The organism is Bacillus sp. GW821-FHT11D08 (assembly GCF_058808515.1).
On record NZ_JBXARS010000002.1, the window covers coordinates 109,463 to 126,938 of the forward strand.

General features: G+C 47.1%; 21 protein-coding genes and 1 pseudogene. 10 read left to right on the plus strand and 12 right to left on the minus strand.

Annotated features, from left to right (window positions below; genetic code table 11):
• Window positions 1-9: 9 nt before the first annotated feature.
• Window positions 10-1,533 carry an FAD-dependent oxidoreductase gene (locus tag AC1RRX_RS04110; protein WP_144464070.1) on the minus strand — a complete coding sequence of 508 codons (1,524 nt, stop codon included), beginning with the start codon at window positions 1,531-1,533 and terminating at the stop codon, window positions 10-12.
• Between the two features lie 124 nt (window positions 1,534-1,657).
• Between AC1RRX_RS04110 and AC1RRX_RS04115 the strand changes: the two genes are divergently transcribed.
• The gene (locus AC1RRX_RS04115; RefSeq protein WP_007610477.1) at window positions 1,658-2,515 is read left to right on the plus strand and encodes an SDR family oxidoreductase; all 858 of its coding nucleotides are present in this window, start codon (window positions 1,658-1,660) and stop codon (window positions 2,513-2,515) included.
• Window positions 2,516-2,545: 30 nt separating this feature from the next.
• Here AC1RRX_RS04115 and AC1RRX_RS04120 read toward each other — a convergent pair whose 3' ends face one another.
• On the minus strand, window positions 2,546-2,779 hold the full coding sequence (locus tag AC1RRX_RS04120; RefSeq protein WP_007610478.1) for an IDEAL domain-containing protein: 234 nt from the start codon (window positions 2,777-2,779) through the stop codon (window positions 2,546-2,548).
• Between the two features lie 315 nt (window positions 2,780-3,094).
• On the opposite strand from AC1RRX_RS04120, the gene comK reads away from it, so the two are divergent.
• The 4 genes and pseudogenes from comK to AC1RRX_RS04140 all read left to right on the plus strand — a co-directional run bounded on the left by comK (window position 3,095) and on the right by AC1RRX_RS04140 (window position 5,217).
• Window positions 3,095-3,673 carry a competence transcription factor ComK gene (gene comK / locus AC1RRX_RS04125; protein ID WP_003155179.1) on the plus strand — a complete coding sequence of 193 codons (579 nt, stop codon included), beginning with the start codon at window positions 3,095-3,097 and terminating at the stop codon, window positions 3,671-3,673.
• 145 nt (window positions 3,674-3,818) lie between these two features.
• Window positions 3,819-4,187: an iron chaperone gene (locus tag AC1RRX_RS04130; RefSeq protein ID WP_012117235.1), complete on the plus strand. Its 369-nt coding sequence runs from the start codon at window positions 3,819-3,821 to the stop codon at window positions 4,185-4,187.
• Window positions 4,188-4,213: 26 nt separating this feature from the next.
• On the plus strand, window positions 4,214-4,585 hold the full coding sequence (locus AC1RRX_RS04135; RefSeq protein WP_039252083.1) for an iron chaperone: 372 nt from the start codon (window positions 4,214-4,216) through the stop codon (window positions 4,583-4,585).
• A gap of 122 nt (window positions 4,586-4,707) precedes the next feature.
• Window positions 4,708-5,217, plus strand: a pseudogene (locus AC1RRX_RS04140) (MepB family protein).
• Window positions 5,218-5,445: 228 nt separating this feature from the next.
• Here AC1RRX_RS04140 and AC1RRX_RS04145 read toward each other — a convergent pair.
• Window positions 5,446-6,156, minus strand: coding sequence for a YrpD family protein (locus AC1RRX_RS04145; protein WP_039252080.1), 711 nt, complete (start codon window positions 6,154-6,156; stop codon window positions 5,446-5,448).
• Window positions 6,157-6,351: 195 nt separating this feature from the next.
• On the opposite strand from AC1RRX_RS04145, the gene AC1RRX_RS04150 reads away from it, so the two are divergent.
• On the plus strand, window positions 6,352-6,618 hold the full coding sequence (locus AC1RRX_RS04150; protein WP_144464068.1) for an excalibur calcium-binding domain-containing protein: 267 nt from the start codon (window positions 6,352-6,354) through the stop codon (window positions 6,616-6,618).
• A gap of 31 nt (window positions 6,619-6,649) precedes the next feature.
• On the opposite strand, the gene AC1RRX_RS04155 is transcribed toward AC1RRX_RS04150, so the two are convergent.
• The 4 genes from AC1RRX_RS04155 to AC1RRX_RS04170 all read right to left on the minus strand — a co-directional run bounded on the left by AC1RRX_RS04155 (window position 6,650) and on the right by AC1RRX_RS04170 (window position 9,155).
• Complete coding sequence (locus AC1RRX_RS04155; RefSeq protein ID WP_003155166.1) at window positions 6,650-6,967, minus strand: YbjQ family protein; 318 nt, start codon at window positions 6,965-6,967, stop codon at window positions 6,650-6,652.
• Window positions 6,968-7,008: 41 nt separating this feature from the next.
• Complete coding sequence (locus AC1RRX_RS04160) at window positions 7,009-8,478, minus strand: sodium:solute symporter family protein (protein WP_144464066.1); 1,470 nt, start codon at window positions 8,476-8,478, stop codon at window positions 7,009-7,011.
• Entirely contained in the window at window positions 8,475-8,675 is a 201-nt protein-coding gene (locus AC1RRX_RS04165) for a DUF3311 domain-containing protein (RefSeq protein WP_007409181.1), read from the minus strand. Before AC1RRX_RS04165 ends, AC1RRX_RS04160 begins: the two co-directional genes overlap by 4 nt.
• A gap of 120 nt (window positions 8,676-8,795) precedes the next feature.
• Window positions 8,796-9,155, minus strand: coding sequence for a YhjD family protein (locus tag AC1RRX_RS04170; protein ID WP_012117241.1), 360 nt, complete (start codon window positions 9,153-9,155; stop codon window positions 8,796-8,798).
• 152 nt (window positions 9,156-9,307) lie between these two features.
• Here AC1RRX_RS04170 and AC1RRX_RS04175 point away from each other — a divergent pair, with 152 nt between their 5' ends.
• The 4 genes from AC1RRX_RS04175 (at window position 9,308) to AC1RRX_RS04190 (ending at window position 12,682) form a co-directional block, all read left to right on the plus strand.
• Complete coding sequence (locus AC1RRX_RS04175; RefSeq protein ID WP_144464064.1) at window positions 9,308-9,934, plus strand: TVP38/TMEM64 family protein; 627 nt, start codon at window positions 9,308-9,310, stop codon at window positions 9,932-9,934.
• On the plus strand, window positions 9,931-10,446 hold the full coding sequence (gene lepB / locus AC1RRX_RS04180; protein WP_003155158.1) for a signal peptidase I: 516 nt from the start codon (window positions 9,931-9,933) through the stop codon (window positions 10,444-10,446). The genes AC1RRX_RS04175 and lepB overlap by 4 nt, the downstream gene beginning before the upstream one ends.
• A gap of 147 nt (window positions 10,447-10,593) precedes the next feature.
• Window positions 10,594-12,072 (plus strand): monooxygenase, encoded by a 1,479-nt coding sequence (locus AC1RRX_RS04185; protein WP_061046916.1) that lies wholly within the window; start codon window positions 10,594-10,596, stop codon window positions 12,070-12,072.
• 88 nt (window positions 12,073-12,160) lie between these two features.
• Window positions 12,161-12,682: a MarR family transcriptional regulator gene (locus AC1RRX_RS04190; protein ID WP_012117244.1), complete on the plus strand. Its 522-nt coding sequence runs from the start codon at window positions 12,161-12,163 to the stop codon at window positions 12,680-12,682.
• 36 nt (window positions 12,683-12,718) lie between these two features.
• Here the strand turns inward: AC1RRX_RS04190 and AC1RRX_RS04195 are convergent, their stop codons facing one another.
• From AC1RRX_RS04195 to AC1RRX_RS04215, 5 genes are all read right to left on the minus strand, one after another.
• On the minus strand, window positions 12,719-13,876 hold the full coding sequence (locus AC1RRX_RS04195) for an AbrB family transcriptional regulator (RefSeq protein ID WP_025284526.1): 1,158 nt from the start codon (window positions 13,874-13,876) through the stop codon (window positions 12,719-12,721).
• Between the two features lie 167 nt (window positions 13,877-14,043).
• Complete coding sequence (locus AC1RRX_RS04200) at window positions 14,044-15,240, minus strand: MFS transporter (RefSeq protein WP_007409175.1); 1,197 nt, start codon at window positions 15,238-15,240, stop codon at window positions 14,044-14,046.
• Between the two features lie 15 nt (window positions 15,241-15,255).
• Window positions 15,256-15,876 (minus strand): TetR/AcrR family transcriptional regulator, encoded by a 621-nt coding sequence (locus AC1RRX_RS04205; protein WP_144464062.1) that lies wholly within the window; start codon window positions 15,874-15,876, stop codon window positions 15,256-15,258.
• Window positions 15,877-16,103: 227 nt separating this feature from the next.
• The gene (locus AC1RRX_RS04210; RefSeq protein WP_007610501.1) at window positions 16,104-16,613 is read right to left on the minus strand and encodes a ferritin-like domain-containing protein; all 510 of its coding nucleotides are present in this window, start codon (window positions 16,611-16,613) and stop codon (window positions 16,104-16,106) included.
• Between the two features lie 68 nt (window positions 16,614-16,681).
• On the minus strand, window positions 16,682-17,395 hold the full coding sequence (locus AC1RRX_RS04215; protein WP_144464060.1) for a DUF421 domain-containing protein: 714 nt from the start codon (window positions 17,393-17,395) through the stop codon (window positions 16,682-16,684).
• Window positions 17,396-17,476: the final 81 nt, after the last annotated feature.

Consider the following 17,476-nt stretch of genomic DNA (forward strand, 5'->3'; position numbering starts at 1 on the left):
ATGGTTTAGTCAATCTTGGGTGAGACGTTTCAGCGGCTTGATGGCGGGACCTTCGGCAACCCCGCCGTCAGGTGTGAACCGGGACCCGTGACAAGGACAGTCCCACGTCCGTTCGCCGTCATTCCATTCGACTTCACAGCCCAAATGGGTGCATGTCGTATCGACAAGATGCAGACAGCCTTTTTCATCTTTATAGGCGCCGGCCCGTTTGCCGTTTACCGTTACGATTTTTCCCTCCCCGGGCCGAAGAGTCTCAGGTGAAGCGTCCGGCCTCTCAAGTTTGCCCGAGATAAGGTGTTTGGCCACGTCGGCATTATAGGAAATCAGTTTTTTCAGTCCCGGATCTGCGTGGAAGCGTGACGGAATAAACAGGCCGGAAAACGGGTTCTTTTTGTTTTGAATATGATCAGCCAAAAGCTTCGCGGCGAGCGCTGAGCTTGTCATGCCCCATTTTTTAAAACCGGTCGCCGCCAAAATATGTTCTTCATCTCCTGAGATGGGACCGATGAACGGAATTTTGTCAATGGTGACAAGGTCTTGTGCAGACCAATGATATGGGATGCTTTCAACCCCGATTGTGTCTTCCGCAAATTGTTTCAGCGCTTCGTAATGCTCGGACATTTCTTTTCCCTGGCCTGTTTTGTGGCTTTCGCCGCCGACAAGAACCAGTTTTTCACCGTTCAAATCGGTGTATCGCAGTGATCTGGACGGCTTGTCTATGCTGAGATACATCCCGTCCGGATACGCTTGTTTCGGTTTTACCGCGAGTACGTAGGATCTGCTGGCATACATTCTGGCGGCATAAAGCCCGCCTCCGTCATAAAAAGGAAAGTGGGAAGAGCAGACAATGTAGCGGCACTTGATGCCGTGTCTGTTTTTCGTGACCACTTCCGGCTGCGGTTCTTTTTTTATGTCGATCGCAGCCGTCTGTTCAAAAATCCGCGCCCCGTTTTTAACGATCTCTTTGACGAGCGCCGCGCCATATAAAAGCGGATGGAATTGCGCCTGGTTCTTCATAGCGAGGCCGAGCATGCAATCAACGGGGACGGGAAGTTCTTTCACAAGCTCGTGTTCAATACCGAGCTTGGTATAAGCTTCCTGCTCACTGCGGATTTTTTTGACGCCTGATTCTGTATTCGTGTAAAGATATGCGTCTTGTTCAATCAGTCTGCAGTCAATCGAAAGGTCTCTGATGATCTGCTTCATGTCTTCCATGGCGCGGAGATGGGCTTCGAAATACAGCCTTGCGCTGGTCAGGCCGATCTGCTGAATAAGATCGGCATAGATGAAATCATGCTGGGCGGTGATTTTTGCGGTCGTTCCCGCGGTCGTCCCATTTAAAATCCGGTCTGCTTCAATGACAGCGACACGGAAACCTCTTTTCGTCAGTTCGTATGCCGTTGTCAGGCCCGTAATTCCTCCGCCGATAACCGCAATATCGCATTCCGTATCTTCAGTGAGGGCGGGAAAGGAAGGAATGTCAGCTGTTGCTTTCCAATAGGAAGCCGGTTCTTCGTTTGAAAAAGTAGTCAATTCAGATTTACCTCCTCTGTTGTATATTCTTAATTTTTCCAATAAGACTCTGTTCATACATGAAATTCGTATAAGATGCTCAAATTACTCATAATATAGTAATTAATGTAAAGGAGTGATCAAAATGGCTAACCAGAAGAAGAAAACCTTGCCGCCGCAGCATCAAAACCGGCAGCCGGGCTTTGAATATGTAATGGACCCGCGCCCCGTTTTTGACAAACCGAAAGCGGCGAAAAAACTTGAAGGGAAAACGGCGATCATCACGGGCGGAGACAGCGGGATCGGCCGCGCCGTATCCGTTTTATTCGCGAAGGAAGGCGCTAATGTGGTCATCGTTTACTTTGATGAGCATCAGGATGCCGAAGAGACGAAGCAATATGTAGAAAAAGAGGGGGCGAAGTGTCTGCTGATCGCAGGGGATGTCGGCGACGAAGCCTTTTGCAACGATGTCATCCGCCAGGCGGGCCAAGCCTTTCCTTCCATTGACATCCTGGTCAACAACGCAGGTGAGCAGCACGTGCAGCCGGGGATTGAGAAAATCACGAGCCACCAGCTCATCAGAACGTTTCAGACGAATATTTTTTCAATGTTTTACTTAACGAAAGCCGCGCTCCCTCACCTGAAAAAAGGAAGTTCAATCATTAATACGGCCTCCATTACCGCCTATAAAGGCCACAAAACATTGATTGACTATTCAGCGACAAAAGGGGCGATCGTCACGTTTACAAGATCTCTTTCCCAATCTCTTGTCACTCAGGGCATCAGGGTAAACGCAGTGGCTCCGGGGCCGATCTGGACGCCGCTGATCCCGGCGAGCTTCTCGGCGAAGGAAGTGGAAGTCTTCGGCTCAGACGTGCCGATGCAGCGCCCGGGAGAGCCTGTTGAAGTGGCGCCGAGCTATTTGTACTTAGCAAGCGATGATTCTTCCTATGTCACGGGACAGACGATTCATGTGAACGGCGGCACCATCGTAAACGGATAATGTAAAAAAAGCCAATCCATATGGATTGGCTTATTCACTCTGTTTGAGTGCGGCATATTCTTTTGAAAGCGTGAGGAACGCTTCTTTATTTTTATCATCAAGCGCCTTATTAATCTGCATGGTCAGCATGGCGATCCGGCGTTTATACAAGGATTCATCAAGCACCATTTGAATGTAAATATCGGCCATTGTCACATCGAATTCGTTTGCTTTTTGCGTGTTGCGGGACTTCATGAGCTCAGTGTACGACTTTTTCTCTTTCATAAAGAATCCCCCCAATGCCTTTTTTATAGTATATGGATAACGGCCGGAAAAATCAATTAATTTTTATAATCTTTAGACAACTAATACTTGGAATTATATCGACATATCCTGCAAATTGACGAAAAAACGAAAATTAGCATTGTATAAATGAGGTGAAATGAAAAAGAAAAATAATATTTAAATAGTAATTTAAGACTAAATTACATCTTTAAAAGGTGATTTTTAGCTATATTCAAAAAAAACCTGTCGTTTTCCAATGACAGATGATAGATTATTAGTATAAATTTTCAAGAAAAGGATTGGAGGCTGCACATTATGTGCCAGAAAACACACGCACCCTTAGAAAGCTATGAAGTAAATCGTTCAACCATCGCTGTTTTGCCTGAGGAAATAGACGGTAAAATGGGGTCTAAGGTCATTGAAAAAGACTGCATTCTGTATGTCAGTATGAAGCCGATTCACATCATCGACAGAAGCTGCCGCTACTTTGGCTCCAGCTATGCCGGGAGAAAAGCGGGAACATATGAAGCGATTAAAATTTCTCACAAGCCGCCGATTATGGTGGACCCTTCAAATCACATCTTTTTATTCCCTACACTTTCTTCTGCAAGGCCTCAATGCGGCTGGATATCTCATGTGCACGTTAAAGATTTTCAACCGACGGCATTTGATGACACAGCGGTCACGTTCTCAAACGGCAAAACGATGGAGCTGGAAGTATCCTATCATTCTTTTGAAAATCAGGTTTACAGAACCGCCTATCTCAGAACCACTTTTCAGGACAGGATGGGCAGTCATATCCCGAAGCGGCAGGAATTCATGCTGTATCCGAAAGAAGAGCGGACAAGAATGATCTACGACTTTATTTTGCGGGAGCTGGGGGAGAGATATTAGAGAAAGCTGTGATGTGAAGGGACGGGTCCTCTCCTTTTGGGGAGGGCTTTTTTCGATTTACATGCCCGGGCAGAGTTGTATCGTGTCCGTCTGTTGGCTATGATGATGTAAAGAGTAATGATATTTCATTTTAGGAGAGATGGGCATGGATGTGTTTGCAAAATATGTATCAGGAATCGATAACCCGGATCACCGTCTCAAAGCAGAGGAAATTTTGTCGTGGACGGCTGGCCAATTTCCGAATTTAGAAGCGCAGATCAAGTGGAACAAACCGACATTTACCGATCACGGCACCTATATCATTATGTTTGCCGCGGCAAAAAATCATTTGAGCATTTTACCTGAAAAAGAGACGATGGAGCATTTTGCCGATGACATCGCTCAAGCCGGGTACAGCGCTTCTTCGCGCCTGTTCAGAATTCGATGGACTGATCCGGTGCACTATGATCTGCTTAAGAAGATCATCGAATTTAACATCAAGGAAAAAGCTGAAAATCCGGGGTTTTGGCGCTAGCGGACGTGATGTTGAAGGAGGAAGACATGGACGTTTTCAAAGACTATTTATCAAGTATCGACAGCCCTGATCATCGTCTGCGAATGGAGGAAATCCTGTCGTGGACGGCTGACCAATTTCCGAACTTAGAAGCGCAGATCAAGTGGAACACGCCGATGTTTACCAATCACGGCACCTTTATTATCGGCTTTGCGGCAGCGAAGCATCATGTAAGTGTTTCCCCCGAAGAAGCTGGAATTGCGCATTTTGCCGAGGACATTGCCTGTGCCGGCTACAGCGCTACTTCCCGTTTGTTCAGAATTCAATGGACTGAACCGGTGCATTATGAGCTGCTTGAACGCATGATTCAATTCAATATTCAGGATAAGGCGGACTGCTCAGCATTTTGGCGGAAATAATGAAAGGAATGTTAAAAAAACAACCCTGAGGAGGGCTGTTTTTTTATTGGAAACACATGATCAGCCCATTTTAATCAAGAAGCAATGGATGACGTACTATAAAAAATAAGGAGTACGAAGCAGTGAATGAATTTTATAAGGCGTTAACACATGTAAATAAAATTTTTTATGAACCAAATCACTTAACGATACATGATATTCAAGAAGAAGCTCAAAACTCAGAGTATGGGGCCGGTATGTTTCAGCTGCATTCAAAATCAGTTCGATTCAGAGTCGCAAAAATAACGCCTGACAAGATAGGACAGTTTGTTGCTTTTTGGGAAAAAGATGGAGATGGTAAAAATCAAGCCTTTTCATATAAAAAAGCTGCTGATTTATTGGTTATCAATACTTTTGCCAGTAATAATCATTTTGGATAATTCATTTTTCCAAAAGAAGTTCTTGTAAAGCAAAATATCCTTAAAACAGCCGCTACAAAAGGAAAAATGGCAATTAGAGTTTACCCTAAATGGGAAAATCCCACTAGCAAACAAGCTATTGAAACACAAAAATGGCAGTTGGCATATTTTGTTGAGGCGAACGATGCAGATCGTTTTCCAGCACAAGACCTGTTAAAGCTATATTCTAACTAAAATTGGACAGCCCTGAGCCGGCTGACAGTATGTGAAGTTAACCGGTGCGTGAGTTGGAGAATAACGGGGAACCTCAACAAATGAGGTTCCTCTAATTGTTATATAGAAATCGACATTTTGAATGTAACAGAGTTTGTTTATTAAACGTCATCCGAAAAATAAGGGATTTGCGTATCCGGCAGACCCTCACGAAACGCACGATGTCAGAAATCTTGCGTTCAAAATTCTTTATTTGACCACAGACATGCTGACGCTGCTGCCTGACACTGTCAATTTGGCAAAATCCTGTGTATCAATCACAGGTGTGACTGCTTTATTGTCAATCGTGATGTTCGTAAAGGCTGTTGAGAAGTTTGATTTGATGTAAGGGCGCTGATCCTCTGATGTGACCGCGACGGTGGCGAGCGCTTTCCATTTTGAGACAGAGCCTACATTTGTTTGGGAGAGTTCTGAGATGATGCGGCCGGTGTATCCGTCATTATTTGTGCCCCAATATGTGGCGCGGGTATTGCCGTTCAGATTTTTGTAAATGGTCAGCTGTACGGTGCTGCCGGGCCGGAAGCCTTTCGTATAGGTGAATTGGCTTTCTCCTTCCAGATACCGGACCTGGCCTTGTCCCTTTGAACCGACTTTCATGATCGGTTTCCATACATGATAGGTGTCACTGTACTGAAGTCCGATATCAGCCTCTGTGCCTCCGGTAAACCCTGAGTAAATATAGGCTGTCCCATTTGACACCTGAATCGAGCTTGGAAGCTGAATTTTCGTGACGAGAACTGAGCCCGTGCTGTTCAGGTAGGCCCTTCCGCCGATTCCTTTGCTGAGCTGGGACGCCGCTTCCGCCGTATTGGGACTGATCACCCCCGGAATATCCGCCGTACATGCGCCGAATAGAACGGCTGAAGTGAGAACACCCGCAAGAAGCCCTTTTTTCATCATCATTTCTCCTCCTATCATCATAGTCAGATAGCGCTATCAATTCATATTATAAAAGGTTTTGGGAAAAATTCCATAAAAGATATACGGGCGGACGTAAATTAAACCTATTTTCCTATTTATCTTGTAAATGGAGATTATTTGAACTATGATATGTTCAGCAATACAGCATGATTCAGGAAAGGGGATAGGATAGAAATGAAAAAGACGGCTGTGCTTTTGTCTTTCGGTCTTGTGTTCGGTTGTTCATATGGAGCGGGGCAGACGGCAGAAGCGAAAACAAAGGTAAAAACGTATCAAAACTGCAAGGCGCTGAACAAGGTGTATAAGGGCGGCGTGGCCAAATCGTCGAAAGTGAAAAACAAGGGCGGCAGAACAAAGTACAAGCCGTATGTATCAAAAGCGCTTTACAATGCAAATAAAAGACTTGACCGAGATAAAGACTATATCGCATGTGAGAAATAAAAAAACAAGCCTCTTTAAAGAGGCTTGTTTTTTAAATGGATTCGGCGGTGACGGCGGTTCCGTATCCGATTAATTCGGATGTGTTCTGTCCTGCGGTCAGTTCGAACCGCAGGCCGACGATGGCGTTCGCTCCGAGCTGCTCCGCCTCTCTGATCAGCCGCTCTTTCACCGCTTTTTTGGAGTCTTCCAGCATTTCGGTATAGCTTTTTAATTCGCCGCCGACGACAGATTTTAAGCCTGCAAGCAAGTCTTTTCCGATGTGACGGGACTGGACGATACTGCTTGTCACCAAGCCTTTCACTTCTGTAATCTGTTTTCCGGCGACGGTTTCGGTCGTTGTCATGATCATGCGTTTTTCCCCTTTCGTGTATCTTACCGCTATCTTACCATTTAAGCCGCCTTTTCGGCTGCGCTGATTTGTTTTTTTCTGACTGCGGCGCTGACTGCAAACATGACGACAATGTTCAGAACCAGTGCGATGATGCCTGTATTCATATCTTTAACGATCTGCGGAAGAAACGGAAAGAGGGTTCCGATGGTTGATTCGGTCAGCGTAATGAAGGCCACCGTTCCGACCCCGGCCGTTATGCCGGCAAAAGCGCCGTGGCTTGTGATGAAACGCCGCTTCGGCAGGCTGAATAAGAGGGCGGGGAAAAGCTGGGTGACAAGGCTGTAGCCCATTAAAAGCAAGGTGACGATGGTATTTCCGCCTTTCAGCGTAAAATATACGGATATCAGCGCGATGACGGGTACGGCGTATTTTGCGAGCCGTGAGACTTTGTCGTCAGTCGTGCCGGGCAGAATGGCTTTGTACACATTTTTGGCGAACAGCGTGCTTGAGGCCATTAATATCATTGAACCGGGTACAAGCGCCGTCAGAATGCCCGCCGATCCGATCAGTCCGACAAACCAGGGATCAAAGGTTTTCACAGACAGCTTTAATAAGGCGAGATCCGTGTCCGCCCCTTTTAAACCGGGCACCTGCAGAATCGCCGCAAATCCGGTAAAGATGACAAACAGCAGGACGAGCTGATAAAGAGGCATGATGATCGCGTTTTTCCGAAACACCCGCGGATGCTCCGCCGAATAGGAAGCGGCAAATGTATGGGGCCACATATAAAAGCCGAGGGCGGTCAGCAAAACCGTTGAGCTGAACCAGGAAACGCTCTGTCCGGTTTCCGGCAGCGTGAGAAAACCGGGTTTTGCGGTTTCAATTTGTTTGAACATCTCCGTAAACCCGCCATAGTAATGAATGGGCAGATAAATGCCTAAATACAGGACGATGCCTAAAATCATGATATCTTTAACGACTGATATCCACGCTGAACCGTGGATTCCTGATATCATCACATAAATCGTGATGGAGACAGCGCCGATCCAGACAGCGGCGGAGGGCGGAATCTGTCCGTATGACGTTGCTGAAACAATTAATCCGAGCCCTTTCAGCTGCAGGACGAGATAGGGGATGAGGGATGCGATGCCGACGAGCGATACGAGAATGCCGAGGAGCGGGCTGTTGTATTTTGAAATAAAAAAATCTGATTGCGACATCAGTTTGTGTTGTTTGGCGTAAGTCCACACGGCTGGCAGAAGCCAATATGACAAAATGTAGGCAAGGCAGCCGTACGCGATAATATAAAAGGCGGGGCCTCCTTTTCCGTAAGCCCATCCGCTTCCGCCGAGGAATGTAAAGGTCGTGTATATTTCTCCCGCCATTAATAAAAAGACAAACATCGTGCCGAAGCCGCGTCCGCCCACTGTCCATTGTTCAAGGTCCATATGTTTTCCTTTTCGGGCCCGGATTCCGAGATACACACAAAACAGGAGCACGGCGGCCATTACGGGAAATGCTGCGTTCATTCCGCCTCACCCGCCTTGTTTTCTTTGTCCAATTTGTAAACGGCGGCCATCAGAACGGAAGTCAGCACCGCCCAGATGACGACATACGCGAGAATGAAAGGCATTCCGAAAACATAAGGCGTCACCCGGTTGGCAAATGGAATGCCGGCGAGAATTCCGAAAAAGGGCAGGGCGGCGAGAACATGAATCAGTTTCATAACATTCCTCCTTTTCATTGAAAACAGCGTGTCCCGATTATAAAGAAAATCATGTCGAATGTATAGTGTGAATAGTCTGAAATTTATCAACTGAAAAGGAAAAGCAGTCCCGGCTGCTTTTTAAATGGTCGCAAGAGACAGGTAATATTCTAATAAGGCGGTTACCTGTTCCCGTATTCTCGGGTTGAAATAACGGTGTTTTTCTTCATAGCCGTTAATGGTGCATATATAAAGCGTAAATGCTTCGTCTCTTTCCGCTTCGTATATTTTAATTTTACGCTTTCTTAACTCTTTTCGAACATCACTCAAATCCTTTTGTGCTAATTTTAAAGAGCAGCTGATAAGCTGTTTATAGGGTTGTTTTAATTTGAACGGGCACGAATCAAGCGCTTCGAGGTCCCGGTTCAGGATGGCAGCCGCCATGGGCAGAAACAGCCCTTTTTCGATGAGATCGCGGGTGCCGCTCCGGATGTCAGGCATAAATACTCCTTCTTTCTTAAAAAAGAGAACGTTTGTTCTTATTTTATACTCGCTTACACGATATTTCAAGTCGGAAAATCTCGTAAACATTTTCGTTTTTTGGAGATAATGTGTAGAATAAGGATAGACAAACTCGTTAAGGAGTATAAACGTTGGAGCAATTTTTATCATATTTGACTGAGGAACAGCTGACGGAATGGTTCCAAAGCTATAGAGCTTTCGGCCCGGCGGCTGCGGTTGCACTGCCTTTTATTGAAGCGTTTCTTCCGTTTTTGCCGCTCGTTGTATTTGTGGTGGCGAATACGAATGCATTTGGTTTGTGGGAAGGTTTTTTTCTGTCATGGCTCGGGTCTGCGGCAGGATCGATGCTGATGTTTTATGCCGTCCGCCGTTTCGGACAGAAAAGAGCTTTCGGTTTCATCCGCAGGCATCAGACCATAAGGCGGATGATGCTCTGGGTTGAGCGGCACGGTTTCGGTCCGCTGTTTATTTTACTTTGCTTCCCCTTTACGCCGTCCGCTGCGGTTCATATCGTTGCCGGCCTGTCACGGGTGGGGGCGCTGCAGTTTATATCAGCAGCCGCTATGGGGAAAATGGTCATGATCTTTATGATCAGCTTTATCGGGTATGATCTTCACGCACTCATGACACAGCCTTTCAGGATGGCGGGCGCCATAATGGTGATCGCGGTGCTGTGGTATGTCGGAAAGCATATCGAACGGCGTTTACAGATGAGAATCAGTCAGCATGAGAAAGACGGAGGGAGACAGGAATCTTGAAAAAACGATTTTGGTTTATAGCCGGCGTGCTTATCGTTGTTTTGGCCATACAATTAAAGAATGCCATTTTTATTGATTATAAAGTCGAAGGAATCAGCATGAATCCGACCTTTAAACAAGGAAATGAGCTGATGGTCAACAAGTTTTCCCATCGTTACAAAACGATCCGCCGTTTCGATATTGTCCTGTTTAAAGGCCCGCACCGCAAAGTGCTGATCAAACGTGTCATCGGGCTCCCCGGCGAGTCAATCGCATACAGGGAGGATCAGCTGTATGTGAATGGAAAACGGGTGGCGGAACCGTTTTTAAAACCGTTAAAGTCATCATTGTCCGCCGGGAGCCATGTGACCGGTGATTATACGCTGAAGGAAACGACCGGGCGCAAAAGCATACCGAAGGGACAATACTTTGTTATTGGCGACAACCGCATATACAGCCTCGACAGCCGTCATTTCGGTCCGATTAAGGATAAAGACATTGTCGGAGTCATCAGTGAATCAGACGCCAAGTAAACGGCGTCTTTTTTTTCGGAAATGATTGTAAAAAAGCAGAGGGAAGACTATAATGAAAATTGTTACGCGCGAAACAAAAAGGAGGCGTTTTATTTTTTGGTGATTTTGTTACTCGTGTAACAAAAAATATGAAAGAGGGCTGATGAGATGAAAACACAGGCTGCCATTATCGGGGGAGGTCCGGTCGGGCTTATGCTTGCATCAGAACTGGCGCTGGCCGGAGTGAAAACGACTGTTATTGAACGATTGAAGAAGACGGTGCCATATTCCAAAGCGCTTATTATGCATCCGCGAACACTTGAGCTTTTTGCCATGAGAGGCATATTGGAACGCTTTTTGGAAAAAGGGACGAAGGTGTCTTCCGGCCATTTTTCCATGCTGGATACACGGCTGGATTTTTCTCGGCTGGATACGAAGCAGAATTATTCGTTAATGCTGCCTCAGGCAGAAACGGAGCGGATTTTGGAGGAGTATGCATCAAGTCTCGGCGCAGACATCATCCGCGGGGCGGAAGCGATGGCTGTCACCCAGACGGATGACGGAGTGGAGACGGTGTTCCGGGACGAAAGCGGTATCCGCACTCTTCACAGCTTATATGCCGCGGGTACAGACGGAGCGGGGAGCATTGTCAGGAAACAGGCGGGCATCGCTTTTTCGGGCACTGATGCCGACTTAACAGGAACGCTCTGTGATGCCGCTTTGACACATCCGCCCGAATCTTCCTTTTTTTCAACGTGCCGCCTGGAGGGATCGGTTGTGATTGTCCCTCTTACGGACGGACTTTTCCGCGTTCTCATCGTTTCTCCGCACGCTCCGCAAAAGCGGAAGGAAGAGCCGGTCACCGAAAATGAGCTGAAAGAAGACCTGCGGCGGATATGCGGCACTGATTTCGGATTGAGTGATCCGGTATGGATGTCGCGGTTCGGCAATGCCGAGCGTCAGGCCGAACAATACCGATCAGGCCGGGTTTTTGTGGCCGGTGATGCGGCGCACATTCATTTTCCCGCAGGCGGCCAAGGGCTGAACACGGGGCTTCAGGATGCCTTCAACCTCGGCTGGAAGCTGGCGGCGCAAATGAAGGGGAAAGCGGCGCCTCATCTTCTGGACAGCTATCATCAGGAAAGGCAAAGCACAGGAAAAGAAGTATTGCACAATATAAAAACCCAGATAAAGCTCATGGATTTTACCGAGTCGGGGATGGCATTAAGAGAAACGATGACCGCTTTGCTGGATTTTCAGGAGTCCAACCGTTTATTGGCGGGAAAAGTATCCGCGCTTGATCTGCATTATGAACCGGATGCGGAGCTGCCGCCGCATATCCTAAACGGAAAACGCCTGCCGGATATCGAATTGATCCTTCATGACGGGCGGCTGACCCGGCTGTATGATTTTCTTCATAAGGGCGCCTTTGTGCTTTTATCATTAAGAGGGAGCATTCCCGCCGGTATTGATACGGACAGCGTGGCAGCTGTCAGGGCGGAGCTTGCTGAAACACGTGCCGATTGGGATGACGTCCACACCGTTTTAATCCGGCCGGACGGCCACGCGGCATGGGCAGCCGGCGGCTCGGGACGTGAAGCGGAAGAAGCTGTTCTGGCCGGTTTGGAGAGATGGGGATTCATCTGATACCCTTTTATGCGCCTGTGTGATTGTTTCTTGTGTAACAAAACGTTATAGTAAAAGAAACAATCAATACGGAAGGGTGATTCAGCAGTTGGACAGAAGACAGCCAGACCATGCAAAACACATGATTCTTGAAGGGCTGACAGATATTTTTCACGAGCAGGAGAGGTGTCAGGAGGACATCAGGGCGTCGTTGGCCGGACGGATGGACGAACTCCGTGAAGAAAACGGAAAAAAATTACAGCTGACCTTGACGGAAATTCACATTTTGTCGTGTATCGGAGATCATGAACCGATCAATGTCACGTCAATAGCGGAAAAAATGAAGACGACAAAGCCGACCGTGTCGAGAAGCTGCGCGAAGTTTTTGGAAGCCGGCTTTCTGCGCAGGACCCGGCTGAGCGACAATAAAAAAGAAGTCTATTTCCGGCTGACTCCTGCCGGGAAAGAGCTGCATTCCCTTCATCATGAATATCATGAATTGATAAAAAAGCGGCTCTTGGCGTTTTTAGACCGCTATACAGATGAAGAACTGTTATTTGCTGAACGGCTGTTCCGTGATCTTTCAGCAAACTGGCGGTCTGTAAATGGCGGCGGAGAGCTGTTCAAATAAAAAACACGCATATGGATGCGTGTTTTTTTATTCGGCTCATGTTCCTCTTTCTGCCCGGCCTCTTTCACCGTGTGCCCGTTTCAGCTGAGAAAGGTGGTGCAGCAGCCGATAGAAGGGCGGAAGCATGGCGATGACGAGAACGATCCGGATGACCTGAACCGCGACGACGAAAGTCGAGTCTTCGTGCAGGGTGATCGAAGTCGCCGCCATCTCGGCGATCCCGCCGGGAGAAAAGGCGAGAACAGATGTAATCATGGAGATGCCCGTTAATTTAGAAACCGCAACCGCGCTCAGAATCATGGCGGCGATTAATCCGACGGAAGAAATAAATCCGACGGTCAGCACTCTCGTCACACCGGTGAACATGCTTTTGTACATTTTTGATCCGATTGTGGCGCCGAGAAAAATTTGTGACAGCTGGTTCGCTTCCGGCGGCCACCAGGCCAGCATGTCTTTGCCCGCCAAGGCGGACACGCCGATTTCCGCAGCAGCAACGCCGATCATGCTGCCGAGCAGCCAAGGGGCGGGAAATTTCAGCCGTTTTGCGCCTTTGCTTGCAAGCCAGGCAGCCAAAATAAATCCGGCCGTTAACAAGACGGGAGTAAGGCCCGGATGTGAAGCTCCTGCCGAAACGGCTCCGGCTGATGTCTGAGCTGCACCGTTTTGTTTGGTAAATAAGAAAATGACGAGAAACGGTATTGTCATGACGACCAAAAGGACGCGCGTCAGCTGAATAAGGCTTACAATCGCGGTGTTTGCGCCGACTTCCTGGGCGATACCCGGCATGGCGGATAAACCGCCCGGCGCCGTGCCTACAAAGCTTGTCATCATGTCCGTCCGGCTGAACCGAAAGAGCACATATCCGGAAACAAGCGCCATCACGATAGAAAAAATCAGCATGAAGCCTACCGGAAGCCAATGCTCCCGTAAAACCGACAGAACGGACAGGTTCAGTTTCTGGCCGAGTTCGATGCCGAGGATCATTTGTCCCGCTGCAAGCCATCTGCGGTGAATCCCTCTTCTGTCAGGCGCCATGAACAGCCAGCGGGGCCTCGTCATGGAGAGGATGCAGCCGGCGGCCAGCGTTCCGAGCATCCAGGCGATCGACATCCCTGTAAGCGAAAGAAGAAACCCCCCTGCCGCACTGATGAGAATAAACCAGATATCCGTAAGGAGATGTTTGTCTTTCTTCAATGAAAACCCTTCTTCCTGAAACATTCATATTAAATTGTTAAGCTCGTTAACCTTACTATTACTATAGTATAGATTTTGAGATAAATAAATAATGAATTATTTCTCATAATCCATTCATTTTTCTTATCGCAAACGCAAAAAAAGCTCCGGGGATGGGTGAGTGCACCCTACTCCGAAACCTCGCCCGCTTTTCCTTTCCACACAAAGGTCAATCCCAGACCGAGAAATAAAACCACACCTGCGAACAGAAACGGGAAGTGAATATTCATATCAAATAAAATACCGCCCAGAGCCGGGCCGAAAATGGTGCCCAAACTCGTGTATGTTGAGTTCATACCGGCAACAAACCCCTGCTGATTTCCTGCGATTTTCGATAAATAAGTAGTCAGTGCCGGGCGCAGTAAATCAAACGCAAGGAAAATGATGCAGGTGACAGCGAGCACGGGCAAAAATCCTGACATCACCGTAGAAACGAAAGCCAGCACAGCGCCGATGATCAGACAAAGCTGAATGACTTTTTTCTCCCCGAGGAAGTTGACAAGTCTTCCGAACGCGAGTACTTGAATGAGGACCGCCACAATGGAGCTGAACGTAATAATAATGGCGATATCCTTTGGCGTGAAGCCGAATTTATGGTTTGTAAATAAGCTGAATACCGTTTCGTACGCCGACAGTCCGAATGCCAAAACAAAAACGATGATAAAGGCGATCAAGTAGTTTGGATGAATCGACTTTTTCAAATCTTTTAAGAAGGTTGATTCTTTGACGCTTTCCAGCTGCTTTGCGCGTTCTTCTTTAGTTAACGGCTCTTTCAGCATAAAGACAGAGGAAATCACTGCGATAAATGCAATTCCCGCCGCAAAGAAAAACGGCATACGAACGCCGTGATCGGCAATAAATCCTCCTATGCCGGGCCCGATGATAAACCCTGTGCTGATGGCGGCAGATACATAGCCCATCGCCTTCGATCTTTCCTGCACCGTCGTAATATCTGCGACATACGCTGTAACAGCGGGCATGATAAAAGCGGCACTGATGCCCCCCAGCACCCTTGCGAAATATAAAATGGAGACATGTGTGCCCAATCCGAAGGTCAGTTCGGATAATGCGAACAAAAACAGTCCGGCGAGAATCATGATTTTTCTGCCGAAGCGGTCAACCCATCTCCCCGCAATGGGGGATGCAATTAATTGCGCAACGGCGAAGGCAGCGACAAGGTATCCCATTGTGCTGCCCGTCAAGTGCATCACATTCATAAACAGCGGCATAACGGGAATGATCAATCCGATGCCTAAAAACGCAATAAATATGTTGCTTAATAAGATGATGAGTACAGCCTTTTGTTCTCTGATCGGTTTTTGCATGTTGTTTCTCCTTTGTCAGCTGTCATTCTGTTTATCAGCGCTGATCGACCCGTGAATAAACACGGAGATGGCTTCTTTTTGCAATTCGATTCTTTGCTGAATGGTATCGTTTTTATATAACACATCTAAACCGTAGAAGACGGATAGCAGGATTTTTACTTTTGATTCGACATGATGAATGGACCAGCTGCCGTCTTGATTTCCCTCTTCTAAGATCTCTCTCATCACATCGTCATATTCAATATCAATTTTGTTGAGCCGCTTTACGACCTCCTCTGACGTAAACGCACTCGCATAAAACTCTTCACTTGCTCTCATAAGCGGGTAATTGATGCTCATCCGGCTGAGCAGCTCCGCAAAGCCCGCCAGTTTTTCGGCAGCATCTTTCAGATCAGCTTCCATTTCCCTCCACGTCTCGATCATCACACGGTGATCCTCTTCCATGATATGAAGAAACAGAAACTCTTTTCCTTTAAAATGGTGATATAGATTGCCTTTACTGATTTCGGCCGCCTCTAAAATCTCCCGAATCGATGTTTCTGAATATCCTTTTTTTGCAAATAAGTCACGCGAAGCGGATACGAGCCTGTTCTTCGTCTTTTCGCTCTTTCCGGCACCGCCTTTTGTATTTGTCACTTCACACAGATCCTTTCCGCCAAATGAGGTTCGGCTCCTTAAAAACCGACCAGTTGGTTTATTTTATTATAAAGGGTTTTTGCTGATTATACAATGAAGAAGGTATCCATTGTTTAGAGGGAGTATAAAACGGCTCGAAAAGTAAACCCCATTCTCTCATGTTGAAAGAACGGGGTTTGTCAGCGGTCTGAAGACTCCCGGCGGGGGAGCGTGATCTGCCTGAACCGTTATTTGCCGGTATTTACCTCGGTGTAGCTTGTGTTCGGCGCGTTTGATACCGTTCCCCCTGTATGGTGGAAAGGAGAGTGGGCCATATCGTATAAAAACCAGACGGCATGACGCTGCTCGTCAAATGCTGTGCGGGCAAATAACCGCTTCGCTTCCGGATGCACCGCTCTATCGGATGCCTGCAAATAAAAATCATTCGTTTTCTGCTCATCATAAAACGCCGCCCTCAGTCCTTCTCTGTATGTGTGCGGACAATGCTCCGTCTGTTTCGGCGTCAACTGTTTTCCGGTAATTGACGTATACAGTGAAGAGAAAGCGTGCAGGTGGCGCACTTCTTCCTCTCTGATATGTTCGATTCGTCTTCTGATTTCTGCGGTCGGCGCTTTTTCGGCTAATATTGAGTAGCAAATCACAGCGCTGTATTCACCGTTTATGGATTTTACCAGATCCTTGATAAGCACAGAATCGTCACTGCAGATGGCTGTATAATGAAAAAAATTCTCGTGCATTGGACTCACCCCCGGATGTTTATAGGGTATTATACGGCGGCAGCCCGTGACATGTGCGGATGTCATTTTTATTCTTGATCTAGCGGCGATGTAATATGGTCGTCGTATGTGTCGACAAAAAGCCGGCCGTTGCTTCCGCGCACAGCGTATACGACGTCTTCCGGTTTGAGGTTTCTCTTGTCCAATTCTTCTCTCAGCCATTTTTCCGATACGTGGTTTTCTTCCAGATTCTTCATCACCAGCCGGCCGTCCATAATCAGCTCAACGGCAAAGTTCTTTTCATGTCCGGCAAAGATGCCGAGATCCTTTCTTGTAACGGGCGCAAATTCCGGTTTGACCTCCACTGACATGCTGCCGTTTGTTTCAATGATGGCAGTCTGAACCTGAGAAATGTCAAATACGTCATTTACACGCAGCTGCTGGTTCAAGTAGTCGATGGTATAACGCATCGTTTTCATATTATGCTCAAGTATTTTACCGTTTTGAATGATAATGGTCGGTTTGCCTGCAAAGAAACCCCTAAGGGCCCTGTTTTTCATAGAAAGATATGCGACAAGGTAAATGATTGCCACGAAAATCGTGTAAGCACTGACAGTAAAATGAATCGGCAGTTTTGTATTAAACGACAGATTTGCCGTGATGGCGCCGAGCGAGATGGCCGCAATGAAATCAAAAAGCGTCATCTGTGAAATGGTTTGTTTTCCGAGTATCCGGGCGCCGATAAACAGAATGCTGAACGACAGAATCGTTCGCACAATCACTTCGGGATATTCTGACATCATATTTAATCCTTTTTTCTTTAATTTGGTCAAAAACGATATGTTTTAAAACAGTCATCCCGTTTTTACCAGCAGATGAGATTG